Consider the following 12,137-nt stretch of genomic DNA (forward strand, 5'->3'; position numbering starts at 1 on the left):
ACTTCGTCGTCAGATGCCGCCGCCGCTGTCATATTGGTCTTCGGCAATGTCGCGCTCATTCAGCCAGTGTTCCAGAGCCTCTACCATCTCCTCGGCCGTCTTGCCGAGTGTCTTGAGATGGATTTCGGGATTTTCGGGAGCTTCATACGGGGAATCGACGCCGGTGAAGTTCTTGATCTCGCCATTCAGCGCCCGTGCGTAAAGGCCTTTCGGGTCGCGTCGGGCGCATTCCTCGAACGGCGTATCGACGAACACTTCAACGAACTCGCCGTCGGCCATCAACTCCCTGGCCATGCGCCGCTCGGCGCTGAAGGGGGAAATGAAGGAGACGATGACGATCAGCCCGGCATCGGCCATCAGCTTTGCCACTTCGGCGACACGGCGGATGTTTTCGACCCGATCGGCGTCGGTGAAGCCGAGATCGCGGTTGAGGCCGTGGCGGACATTGTCGCCGTCGAGAATGTAGGTGTGACGCCCCGAAGCGAACAGCTTCTTCTCAAGCAGATTGGCGATGGTCGACTTGCCCGAGCCGGAAAGACCGGTGAACCAGAATACGGCGGGGCGCTGGCTCTTGAGGTCGGAGCGGCCGCGCTTGCCGACATCGAGCGACTGCCAATGGATGTTTTCGGCGCGGCGCAAGGAATGCAGGATCATGCCGGCGCCGACCGTGGCATTGGTGATGCGGTCGATCAGGATGAAGGCGCCGGTATCGCGGTTGTCGGCGAAGGTATCGAAGGCGATCGGCGCCCGGGTCGAGATATTGCAGATGCCGACTTCGTTCATCTCGAGCGACTTCGCCGCCTCGCGAGCGAAGTCGTTGACGTTGACGCGGTATTTCAGGTCGGTGACGGTGGCGCTGGTCTGGTCGGTCTCGGTGCGCAGTATATAGGAGCGTCCCGGCAGCAGCGCTGCCTCGTCGAACCAGACGATGTTGGCGGCGAACTGGTCGGCGACCTGCGGCCGTGCCGCCGGCGACACCAGCATGTTGCCTCTGGAGACCTCGACCTCGTCATCGAGCACAAGGGTGATGGCCTGGCCGGCCACCGCCTGGGCAAGATCGCCGCCTTGCGCGACGATGCGCTTGACCCGCGAGGCCTTGCCGGATTTGGCGACCACCACCTCGTCGCCCTGCGCGACGGAGCCGGACGCGATGGTGCCGGCAAAGCCGCGGAAGTCGAGATTGGGCCGGTTGACATACTGCACCGGAAACCGGAACGGCAGTTCGACCGCGGCCTCGTCGACCGATATGGTTTCGAGATGCTCGATCAGCGACGGGCCGGAATACCACGCCGTCTTGCCGGAGCGGCTGGTGACATTGTCGCCATAGCGGGCCGACATCGGGATCGGCACGATCGTCAGGAAGCCGAGCTCGTGCGAGAACTGCCGGTAATCCTCGACGATACGGTCGAACACCGCCTGGTCGAAATCGACGAGGTCGATCTTGTTGACGGCAAGCACGATATGGCGGATGCCGAGCAGCGAAGCGATGATCGAGTGGCGCCGGGTCTGGCGCAGCACACCCTGGCGCGCATCGATCAGCACGATGGCGAGATCGGCAGTCGATGCGCCGGTCGCCATGTTGCGGGTGTACTGTTCATGGCCGGGGGTGTCGGCGACGATGAACTTGCGCTTGGGCGTGGCGAAGAAGCGGTAGGCGACGTCGATGGTGATGCCTTGCTCGCGCTCGGCCTCGAGGCCGTCGACCAGAAGCGCGAAGTCGATGTCGTCGCCAGTGGTGCCGTGCTTGCGGGAATCGCGCTCGAGTGCGGCGAGCTGGTCCTCGAAGATCTGCTTTGTGTCGGACAGAAGACGGCCGATCAGCGTCGACTTGCCGTCGTCGACCGAGCCGCAGGTGAGGAAGCGCAGCAGCGACTTCTTCTCCTGCGCCGCCATGTATTCGCGCACGCCGTCGGTGGGAGCGAGGCTCTTGGCCAGGATATGGCGCATGCTCAGAAATATCCCTCGCGCTTCTTCTTTTCCATCGAGCCGGCTTCATCGCGGTCGATGAGGCGGCCCTGGCGCTCGGAGGTGCGCGCCGTCAGCATCTCGCCGACGATGGCTTCGAGCGTGTCGGCGTCGGATTCGATGGCGCCGGTCAGCGGATAACAGCCGAGCGTGCGGAAACGCACCAGACGGTTCTCCATCGTCTCACCGGGGCGCAATTGCATGCGATCGTCATCCTTCATGATCAGCATGCCGTCGCGTTCGACCACCGGCCGCTCCTTGGCGAAATAGAGCGGCACGATCGGGATGTTTTCCTGCAGAATGTACTGCCAGATATCGAGCTCGGTCCAGTTCGACAGCGGAAACACGCGGATCGATTCGCCCGGCGCGATGCGGGTGTTGAAGATCTTCCACATCTCCGGCCGCTGGTTCTTCGGGTCCCAGACATGCTGGGCGTTGCGGAAGGAAAAGATGCGCTCCTTGGCGCGCGACTTCTCCTCGTCGCGCCGAGCCCCGCCGAAGGCAGCGTCAAAGCCGTATTTGTCGAGCGCCTGGCGCAACGCCACCGTCTTCATGACATGGGTGTGGGTGTTCGAGCCATGGTCAAAGGGGTTGATACCGTCGCGCACGCCGTCTTCATTGACGTGGACCAGCAGGTCGAAGCCGAGCTTCTGCGCCATCTGGTCGCGAAAGGCGATCATCTCGCGGAACTTCCAGGTGGTGTCGACATGCAGGAAGGGGAAAGGCGGCTTGGCCGGATAGAAGGCCTTCATCGCCAGATGCATCAGCACGGAGGAATCCTTGCCGACGGAATAGAGCATCACCGGCTTGGAGAAGGAGGCGGCAACCTCACGGAAGATGTGGATGGACTCGGCCTCGAGCCGCTGCAGGTGCGTAAGCGCGATGTTCATGGACTGTGAGCGTTCTCTCGTGCAATCCAGACCTTGCATCAGATGGATCGGGCGTCCTTTTCAGCCGCCCGGTTCAAGCTTCACTGCTGGACACTATCGGTTCGTGCCGGCGTTCTAGCAGATCGCCACCTGATATAACAACGCTGGAAAGGCCGGCGGCCACACCGATCGGCAACGAATTTTCCATGAAAAGCCTAGAATCCGAAAATTCCTGCCCGACGGAGCGAAAGCATTCAAAGGCCGGGAAAAATCTTGCCTGGACCGAAAGAAACGCCGGCCCGACCTCGTCGCTCTTTCGAAAACCGCACCCAGCCGCTATACCGGCTCCTGAACCTGCGCCGGGCGGCATGCCGCAAATGCCGCCGCCAAACATTGTCCGTCGCCACGCGACCCAGCGCATTGTGAACCAGAGCATTGACCCCGATCTCCGCCATCAAGCAGCACGTTTCGCCGTCACGGATCAACGTCACCTTCTCCATTTTGTGCTTCTTTTTCCCGCCGGTACTGGGATCGGCGGTCAGCTTTTTGTTCAATGGCGGCGGCCTGTGGTCGGTGCTTCTGCTTGCGCTGAAAAGACGGCGTTTCAACATCGACCGGCCGATGACCGCGATGACGGTGGCCATCTATGCCTATTGCGCAGCCAGCGTGCTCGCCTCCATCGTCAACAATTCAATCGCCAGGGATGCGCCGCATCTGGCAGGGCTGATCACCTTCCTGTTTTTCCCTGTCTCATACGCGACCTGGAGCATTACCGAGAAAGCCACGCTGACGCGCATCGTCGTGCTGGCGAGCGCCGCCGCCTGTTTTGGCGCCCTGCTGCTGGCGGTCGTGCAATATCACGGGCTGGGCATACGGGCCGAAGGCGGCGCCGGCAATCCGATCGTGTTCGCGACCGTCGCCTGCCTCAGCATGATGATGTGCCTGGCAGGCGCCTTATCGGGTGTCGAAAAGAACAGGGCGTTGCTGGCCTGCGCGACACTGGCCGGCGCGGTCGCCATTGTCTATTCGGGGTCGCGGATCATCTGGCTGGCGATGCTGGTGGCCGGCATCGCGGTCCTGCTGATCAACCGTCGCAAGCTCAACAACAGAAACGCCATTCGGCTTTTGCTGATTGCGGGCGCGATCGGCATCGTCATCGCGGTCATTGGTCTCCCCATTATTTCCGAGCGCGCGGCCTTTCTGTTCAGCGACTGGGATGCGCTCGCCACGAAGGGCGACCACACGACCGCGCTCGGCTTGCGCGCAGCACTTTGGCAGATTGGGCTGAGCGCCTTCCACGACATGCCGATTTTCGGTCACGGCATTGCTGCAAGCCGTGAGCTGATAAAGGATGGATTCCACAATCAGTTCCACATGCCGTCCACGGGCTTCAGCCATTTTCACAATGGCTTCCTGACCGCATTGGTGGAGGCCGGGCTGCTTGGAGCCATAACGCTCGCGGCTGTGTTCTTCGTTGCCGCGAGAAACGCGGCCATCGTGCTGCGCACCAGCACGGACGCGATCGAGCGGTTCGGCGCCACGATGATTGTCGTCACTGCGATCACCTATCTCATCGGCGGCCTGACCGGCATCCTGGTCGGCCACGACATCCTCGATGCCACACTGATGGTGTTCCTGGTGTCCGGGACCTATCTTGCATCGGGCCGGCAACAAATGCTGCCGGAACAACCGGCCCCGGCGCCCCAGGCAAGCCGGCCGTGAAAGTGCTGGTCACAGGCGCGACAGGTTTCATCGGCAGGCAGGTGGTCAACCAGCTGCGCGAAGCCGGGTTCGGGGTGCGCATGGCATCGCGCCACCCGGAACGGCTCGATCCCGTGAGCGATGCGGTTTTGTTGCCGGACTTCGACGCGCCGGCCCAGGCATTCCAGGCGCTGATGCGAGATGTCACCCATGTCGTCCACTGTGCGGCGCTCAACAATGACCGCAAGGCGAGCGAAGCCGACTTCATGGCCGCCAACGCGACACTGACCGCCCAGCTGGCGCGCGCGGCCGCCTGGCGGACAAGCGGGCGCTTCATCTATCTGTCGTCGATCCGGGCAGTAGCCGGTCCCGGTTTCAGCGGAACGATCAGCGAGGCGACGCTCCCTGCCCCGCAATGCGCCTACGGGCGCTCGAAACGCGAAGGCGAGATCAAGACACTGGAAGCCTATGCGTCCAGGCCCTCCGATGCCACGGCGCTGCGCCTGCCGCCGGTCTATGGCGAAGGCATGAAGGGAAACCTGCGTGGAATGATGCGGGCTGCCGCCATTGCCTTACCATTGCCCTTAGGCGCTTTCACCGCAGTTCGTTCGCTGATATCGCGCGACGCGGTGGCTGGCGCCGTGGCGCATCTTTTGACTCGTCCCACGCCACCGCGCCCGACCTATGTCCTGGGCGATGCTTCCCCCGTTGCGATGTTCGCAATCTTGACTGCATTCAGGCACGGATACGACGTTCCGACCCGGCTCGTTCCTGTGCCGGCCTGGCCATTCAGGCTGTTCGCCACACTGCTTGGCAGAAAAGCAGCGTACGACGCTTCCATGGCGACACAGATTTGCGACCCGTCACTGCTGATCTCGGAAGGCTGGATGCCGGAAACCGACACGCTCGGCCGGATTGAGGAACTTGCACGACAGGCCCGTCAGGTCCGGTAGATTGTGCCAAGCAGGATTTTGACGTCGAGTCCGATCGAGGCCCCCCTGAGATATTCGGCATCCGTTTCGGCGCAGAGTTTCGGATCCGACATGTCGATGCCTTTCATCTGTGCCAGCCCGGTGATGCCCGGAAGTGCGGCAAGCACACCCAATTGCCTGCGGCGTTCGATCAATTCGGTTTGCGTGGGCAGGCATGGACGCGGCCCAACCAGGCTCATCTCGCCCTTGAGCACGTTCCAGAGCTGCGGCAGCTCGTCGATCTTGAATTTCCGCAGCACCTTGCCGACGGCAGTGACGGAAATTGCCGGCGCCTGATGCGAGGGCAGAGACGGCGTTCCCACAACCATCGTGCGCAGCTTGTGGCAGGCAAACGGCACCCCGTGCTGGCCGACACGGGTTTGAGAGAAGAGTGCCGGTCCAGGCGACGTCGTCCTGATTGCCAGCATGGCAAGCAGGACGAAAGGCGAGGCCAGTGGCAGCAGCAGCGCCGCCACCGCCAGGTCGAAAGCTCGCTTGGGTTCCCTCATGGCCGTGTCTGCATGCTCTAGATCCGCCGCCAGATGAAGGCCAGATAGAGCCCAAGCGTCCCAGCCAGCGTCTGCCGGTAGACGCCGCTTTTCCTGAGAAGGCGCAGGCGTCGCAGGATACCGCCCTTTCGTGCCCTGATGAACAGGCCGAGACAGGCGGCGGCATCCCTCGAGAGGATGTCGCGATTGACCGCCAGGCCGCTCAGATTGTGATCGGTCCAGACGGCGAACTCGCCCCTGAACAGGCGCCCCAGCCGCGACAGCCTCGCCTTCCACGACACGTTGGCGCCGACCAGGTTTGCCTCATGCTGGCGGTAGCGCACCAGCGGTCGCGGGTCATAGCGGACAATGCCGCCGGCAGCCGTGACGATCAGATAGGTCCACCAGTCATGGCTGACGAACTCGGTCCTTGCCGATGCCTTTGCCAGCAACTTTCGCGCGGCGCGGTTGATCATCATCGTGTTGCCGCCGGCAATGCTTTGCACAAGCGCATTGCGAAATGCGGGTGGATGCTGGAACAGCGGCGAATACCCTTGCGCTGCTCCGGTTTCGGACATGGTCGCGGTCCTGGAGCAAAACAGCAGCGGCGTTCCGGCATCATGCTCTTGCATCCAGGCAATGGCGCTCTCCAGCCTGTCCGGCTCCCAGATGTCGTCCTGGTCGCAGAAGGCGTAGTAGTCGGCCTCGATGCGCGGATCGATGATCATCGCGCGGAAATTGGCGGCAAAGCCTTGGCGAGGACCATTCGACAGGGTCAACCGGCCCTTGGACCAGCGGCTCTGCCAGGCGCCGATAATGGCCGAAGTGCCGTCTGTCGAACCGTCGTCGGAAACCCAGAGGTCGACAACAGGATGCGATTGCGCAGCCAGCGACGCGAGCTGCTCGTCAAGGAAAGCCGCGCCATCTTTCGTGCCCAGCAGCACGGCCACGCGCTGATCTTGTCTGCTCACTGGTTCAAAATCATCTGCAAACGCCTGGGAACGGCCATCGGATCGGTTTCAATAGCCAATCCCGGTCGATCAGGACAGGCTCTTTGTTTTGACGCAATCCCGGACGGAAAACCGCTCCACACTTTTCCTGGAATTGCTCTAACCAGCTTGCCCGACTGTTTTCGCAACGGTTTCCCGGCGTGCGTCACTTGGAGGCTCTTCCGCCTGATAGAGGCCGGCCATGACGGCGAGCGCCGAGGCCTTGTCCTGATCGCGCATGGCCGCCTGCAGCAATGTCAGCGCCGCCTGGACCTTGGGCCATCCCACGACATCGGTCCTGAGGCCGAAGATCTTGGGGATATCCAGCGCGACGATCTCCTCATTGCCGCCATGCAGCACCTCGTGAAGCTTCTCGCCCGGCCTGATCCCGGTGAAACGGATCGGAATGTCGGTGTAGGGGCTTTTGCCGGCCATGCGGATCATGGTTTCAGCGACTTCGAGGATCGGCACCGGCTTGCCCATGTCGAGCATGTAGATGGCGTAGTCGTCCTTGCCCTGGCGCCGCTCGGCGTCGGCCGCCGACATGATGACGAGGTCGACGGCTTCGGCCACCGTCATGAAGTAGCGGGTCATGCGACGATCGGTGATGGTGACCGGACCGCCGGCCTCGATCTGCGCCTGGAAGATGGTGGCGACCGAGCCATTGGAGCCGAAGACATTGCCGAACCGCACGGCGATGAACTTGGTGCCGGAGCGACGGCCGCTAGGCCCGGTGGCATGCGTTTCGTGCAGCGAAGAGACGATCTGCTCGGCGGCGCGTTTCGTCATGCCGAGCACCGAGGTCGGATCGACCGCCTTGTCGCTGGAAATCAGCAGGAACTGCGGCACCCCGCATTTGGCGGCAACCTCGGCGCAGACGAGGGTGCCTAAAATGTTGGTCTGGATCGCCGATTCCCAATTTTCCTCGAGCAGCGGCACATGTTTGAGCGCGGCGGCATGGAAGATGATGTCGGGCTTGAAATCGCTGACGACGCGGGTGATCTGGCGCCGGTCTGTGACATCGACGATGCGGCTCTTGAGCCGGACATGGTCCTTTTCGTCAACCTGCTGGTCGAGCTGGAAAATACCGAACTCCGAGATATCGGCGACCAGAACCGCCTCGGCGCCAAGTTCCAGCGACCGCTTGACCAGGATGCGACCGATTGAGCCGGCGCCGCCGGTGACCAGGACGCGCTTGCCACCGATAAAGCCGCCGATCCGCTCCATATCGGAAGCAACTGTGGAGCGGCGCAGGATGGTTTCCATCTCGACAGCGTCGAGTACCAGCTTTCCGCCTTGGCCGAGCTCCGAAACGCCGGAGAACTGGACGACGGCGATACCGCTGTGACGGGCGACACGGACCAGTTCCGAATATTCCTCGATCTCGCGTTCGGTGCCATTGCCGAAAATCAGCATGTCGAGGCTTTTGGTGCCTCTTGCATATTCTTCGAGGACCTCGACCAGGCGGGGCCGCACGGCCACCACCGGAACGCCCTGTATCTGCGTGCCCAACGGCGCGCCGTTCTCGATGGCCATGATGCCGGCGATGGAATATTCGGCCGGCTCGGCCGTGCGTGTGAAGCGGATGATGACGTCTGCTTCGCCAAGCCTGCCGACGAACAGCGCTTGTTTGATCGCCGCATTGTTTGCGTTGCGGCTCAGGATTCGCCAGCTCGCCCCGTCGCGCAGGAACCGGTAATAGAGCCGAGGCGCCGATATGATGGTGAAGGAGACGAGGAAAAAGACGATGAACTGGCGCTCGTTGAGGCCGGTCACCGGCTGAAACGATCGAACCGCCAGCGAGACGACATAGAGCGTGACGGTCAGGATGGCGCAGCTCTTCAGGATGTTGAAGAAGTCCGGCGTGGAGGCGAAACGCCACACGGTGTTGTAGAGGCCGCAATAGCGAAACAAGAGATGGCTGAGAAGAACAATGCTCACCCAGCACGCCAGGCCCGGCCAGGAGAGCGCATCGAATGAAAGTCTCGACTGCGAAAGCCCGAGACTCAGCGCCACCGCGACCAGGACCATGACCAGGTCCTGGATCATTATAATGGCGCGCCGCATCTTCGGCCGAAGTCCGGACACGACCTCTACATAGGATGTCATTGGGTAGTACTGAACTCCAGGCGCAAAGACATGGACACTAACGTGGTGCAAGAGCGACGGAAACCCGTCACCGATCACCTGTTTAGAGTGCCAATCCCCAGCCCCGCCGCTTTGTATCGCATAGCGTGGAGTTGTAGTGATCGCCAGATATTTTTTTGGAAATTCCCTTGGCTGGCCTTCAATCCAGGCGATCGGGCGGGAGGCGCGCACTGAGATCCATGCACATTTGCTCAAAGCGGGCGTCGCCGGCCAGATTGTTCCACTCGTAAGGGTCGGCGCTCAAATCATAGAGTTCTTCCGACAAGTCGGAGTAGCGCGTGTAGCGCCAGCGGCTTGACCGCACAGAATGATTGCCGCGCAACCATGTCATGATCGCACAATGGTCTTCCATTTTGCCGCCCCGCGCCAAAGGCATGAGTGAACGGCCGTCTATGTCCGCTGGTGGCTCGAACCCGCAAAGATCAAGAAGCGTAGGAAACAAGTCGACCAGACTGACCGGCTGGTCGACGCGAGCCGATGTCGCCATACCTCGTGGCGGCACCAGAATGAAGGGCACTCGCGTTGCTTCCTCCCACAGCACGAATTTCCGCCAGTGCAGCTTTTCGCCCAGGTGGAACCCGTTGTCTCCCCAAAGGACCACGATCGTATTGTCGGCGGCGGGCGAAGCATCCAGGGCGTCAAGCACACGTCCAATCTGACTGTCGCAGTAGGAAATGGCCCCGAGATAGCCTTGGACGGCGTTGCGCCATTGCCCGTGTTTCAGGACGGTTTCGTGGTCAGGCGGCGACAGAGCCCAAGCCTTTGCGATGGCGGGAACGTCGTCAAGGTCGTCATTCTTGACAAAGGGCAGGCTGACCTTGTCGAGAGGATAAAGATCAAGGAATCGTTGCGGTACGTACCAGGGCAAATGCGGCTTGTAGAAACCCGTCGCGCAAAAGAACGGCTGCTCGTGCGGTTTTTGCAGGAAGGCGCAAACCGCGTCCGCGGTCTTGAAATCGGGCATCTCCGGCTCGCGAGCGGATTCGATGGCGCCCCAATCGAAGTGATGATTCATCGACGCTACGTTCGGGAAATCATCAAAATCAAACATGCGGTTGAGCGGCCGATGCAACGGCATCGGCTCGGCGGCGGTCGTATGGAATTCGTCCCACAAGGCTGGGCGGTTCTCGATGTCGCTCCATCTTGCCGACGGCGTCCTGTTGCGCCCTGCATCGGCGTAGTCGAAACTGCCATGGAACACTTTCCCCGCACCCATGCAGAAATACCCGGCCTCGCGCAGGCGCTCGAGCAGTGTGACCCTGCGCAGCGGCGCCTCCCAGAATGGCTCGTTCTGATAGACACCCGTTGTCGTCGGCAGGCATCCGGTAAACACGGACATCCGGCTGGCATTGCAATAGGGCGCCGTGCAGTAGGCGCGCAGAAACGTCGTTCCACGCGATGCGAGTCGGTCGATTGCAGGCGTCTTGACGTCCGGATGGCGGCCCAACGGCGCAATCCAGGAATTGAGGTCGTCAGCCACGATGAAGAGGATGTTGGGTCGCTCCATCAGCCTTCTACCGCCAAGCCCGAATCAATAGTCGGCCAGTCGGAAACCGACAGCCCCGAAAGTCGGGAGAATTCGACGGTGTCATCGTAAAAAATCTCGCGCAAATAGGTTACGTCCTCAGGTCGAAGCTCGTTCTCACATCGTCTCCCAAGCTGATCTGTTCGCGGAGCAAGGGGGAGAAACGGTTGGATGGAAAGGAACCCGGCAACGGCATCCAGCGTAGGTTGGTGATCCCTCAACAAATCCAGTGAACGCAGGAGCAGAACGTTCTCCCTTGGGAACAAGGCAAATAGCCGGCGTAGTTGGCGTGCGTAAAAGCCCCGTTCGACATAGCTATACACACGCCATGCCGGATCGGTCTGATCCAACCCCTTTAGTCGCCAGCGGCCTTGCCGGATCGCCAGGTGAAAAGGCAGATACTCCGACCGGTTACCGGTCTCCATACGCCATTGCGACCACGCTCGCTCGATCGGATCGCGAAAGATGAAGACAAGCTTCATTGCGGGATTGTATCGCTTTATACGTTCCAGCGATGGCGGCCAGAAGAGATAGATCGGGGTCACGTCAAATCCGATGCCTCTCCCAGCATCGTCGGAAAAAAAGCTTCCCAACTTGCGATAGTCCGGCTCCGTCCAGTTCTGCGTCTCGTCGTCAAAGAAATGCATCTCCTTGACGGACGGCGTCGCCAGCTGTGGGTGTTGCCTGAGATAGCCGAACAGGCTGGTCGTGCCGGACTTCTGCACCCCACCAACGATGAAACCCAACACAGGCTGGTCCAATGCATGCGTCCCCATGCCAAGGTTACGTCCTTGTCACCACTGTCTCTCGCCCCCCGACGAAAGTGCCCGGCAAGCCATCAAGCCTAGACAGCGGCGTTTGCCAAGTCCAGTTGCTGATAATCCCGCCCGGAAGCGAACTGCTTGATGAAACCGCGCTGTCTTTCGCTGGGGGGCTCAAGTCCAATAAAATCTGCGATCTCGCACAACAGTGACTCCGGGTTCAACAGCGAACGCTCATAGCTGACAAGGAGCGTCGGCCACTGCAATCGCTGCAGCAATTCCCAATATCTGCTGTACCTGATCAGCGCCAGGTCATAGGCTTGCTCGATCGAGGACTGCATCTGCTTGACTTCGGACTGGGCGACCGCAGCCATGTCGCGGTTGACGAACACGATGAACGGGTTCCTCACGACCTCCGCTATCGCCCCGAGGTAAAGATCGGCAGACGGATCTTTCCAACCCCATAGATCATTGGCATCATTTCTCGCCTCGATGATCTCTTCCAGCTTCTTCAAGCCATTATCTGCCGAACCATCGATCAGGCGGCCATCGATGTCCCGACCCTGGGCCGCATAAACGAGCTCCATATCCTCATGGATGATGGAATCGGGTGACGATCCCATGGGCACGCCCAGGATTATGGCCGCACCGGCGACGAGGCTTGTGCCGCCCCGGCCACATCCGACCACTATCAGGGTTCGTGGCCCCCGCGGCAAAGCG

The 12,137-nt window shown here is 61.2% G+C and carries 10 protein-coding genes; 2 read left to right on the forward strand and 8 right to left on the reverse strand.

Features of this window, described 5'->3' with window-relative positions; translation table 11 throughout:
• Positions 1 to 9: 9 nt before the first annotated feature.
• Both cysN and cysD read right to left on the reverse strand, forming a co-directional pair.
• Positions 10 to 1,947, reverse strand: coding sequence for a sulfate adenylyltransferase subunit CysN (gene cysN, locus NLY43_RS08060; RefSeq protein ID WP_023687192.1), 1,938 nt, complete (start codon positions 1,945 to 1,947; stop codon positions 10 to 12).
• Positions 1,948 to 1,949: 2 nt separating this feature from the next.
• On the reverse strand, positions 1,950 to 2,855 hold the full coding sequence (gene cysD / locus NLY43_RS08065) for a sulfate adenylyltransferase subunit CysD (RefSeq protein WP_023670717.1): 906 nt from the start codon (positions 2,853 to 2,855) through the stop codon (positions 1,950 to 1,952).
• Positions 2,856 to 3,269: 414 nt separating this feature from the next.
• On the opposite strand from cysD, the gene NLY43_RS08070 reads away from it, so the two are divergent.
• Together NLY43_RS08070 and NLY43_RS08075 are read left to right on the forward strand one after the other, a co-directional pair.
• A complete protein-coding gene (locus tag NLY43_RS08070; protein ID WP_031198928.1) occupies positions 3,270 to 4,556 on the forward strand; it encodes an O-antigen ligase family protein in 1,287 nt (428 codons plus the stop codon).
• The gene (locus NLY43_RS08075; protein ID WP_023709846.1) at positions 4,553 to 5,488 is read left to right on the forward strand and encodes an NAD-dependent epimerase/dehydratase family protein; all 936 of its coding nucleotides are present in this window, start codon (positions 4,553 to 4,555) and stop codon (positions 5,486 to 5,488) included. The genes NLY43_RS08070 and NLY43_RS08075 overlap by 4 nt, the downstream gene beginning before the upstream one ends.
• Here NLY43_RS08075 and NLY43_RS08080 read toward each other — a convergent pair.
• The 6 genes from NLY43_RS08080 to NLY43_RS08105 all read right to left on the reverse strand — a co-directional run bounded on the left by NLY43_RS08080 (position 5,476) and on the right by NLY43_RS08105 (position 12,106).
• A complete protein-coding gene (locus NLY43_RS08080) occupies positions 5,476 to 6,015 on the reverse strand; it encodes a sugar transferase (RefSeq protein WP_023670714.1) in 540 nt (179 codons plus the stop codon). The two genes, NLY43_RS08075 and NLY43_RS08080, sit on opposite strands and share 13 nt — an antisense overlap.
• Positions 6,016 to 6,032: 17 nt before the next feature.
• On the reverse strand, positions 6,033 to 6,965 hold the full coding sequence (locus NLY43_RS08085) for a glycosyltransferase family 2 protein (RefSeq protein WP_023709847.1): 933 nt from the start codon (positions 6,963 to 6,965) through the stop codon (positions 6,033 to 6,035).
• Positions 6,966 to 7,103: 138 nt separating this feature from the next.
• Positions 7,104 to 9,092, reverse strand: a complete 1,989-nt coding sequence (locus NLY43_RS08090; RefSeq protein ID WP_031198929.1) for a nucleoside-diphosphate sugar epimerase/dehydratase — start codon at positions 9,090 to 9,092, stop codon at positions 7,104 to 7,106.
• A 178-nt stretch (positions 9,093 to 9,270) separates the two neighbouring features.
• Positions 9,271 to 10,638, reverse strand: coding sequence for a sulfatase (locus NLY43_RS08095; RefSeq protein ID WP_023709849.1), 1,368 nt, complete (start codon positions 10,636 to 10,638; stop codon positions 9,271 to 9,273).
• Positions 10,638 to 11,417 carry a sulfotransferase family protein gene (locus NLY43_RS08100; RefSeq protein ID WP_198025517.1) on the reverse strand — a complete coding sequence of 260 codons (780 nt, stop codon included), beginning with the start codon at positions 11,415 to 11,417 and terminating at the stop codon, positions 10,638 to 10,640. The genes NLY43_RS08095 and NLY43_RS08100 overlap by 1 nt, the downstream gene beginning before the upstream one ends.
• A gap of 83 nt (positions 11,418 to 11,500) precedes the next feature.
• Positions 11,501 to 12,106, reverse strand: coding sequence for a sulfotransferase (locus NLY43_RS08105; protein ID WP_023713233.1), 606 nt, complete (start codon positions 12,104 to 12,106; stop codon positions 11,501 to 11,503).
• Positions 12,107 to 12,137 lie beyond the last annotated feature (31 nt).

The sequence above is a fragment of the Mesorhizobium sp. C416B genome (assembly GCF_030323165.1).
Lineage (GTDB): Bacteria > Pseudomonadota > Alphaproteobacteria > Rhizobiales > Rhizobiaceae > Mesorhizobium.

Excerpts from the sequence above, each read along its gene's own strand:
- cysN (WP_023687192.1), bottom strand. The coding sequence starts at position 1,947 with ATGCGCCATATCCTGGCCAAGAGCCTCGCTCCCACCGACGGCGTGCGC.
- cysD (WP_023670717.1), bottom strand. The coding sequence starts at position 2,855 with ATGAACATCGCGCTTACGCACCTGCAGCGGCTCGAGGCCGAGTCCATC.
- NLY43_RS08080 (WP_023670714.1), bottom strand. The coding sequence starts at position 6,015 with ATGAGGGAACCCAAGCGAGCTTTCGACCTGGCGGTGGCGGCGCTGCTG.
- NLY43_RS08090 (WP_031198929.1), bottom strand. The coding sequence starts at position 9,092 with ATGACATCCTATGTAGAGGTCGTGTCCGGACTTCGGCCGAAGATGCGG.
- NLY43_RS08095 (WP_023709849.1), bottom strand. The coding sequence starts at position 10,638 with ATGGAGCGACCCAACATCCTCTTCATCGTGGCTGACGACCTCAATTCC.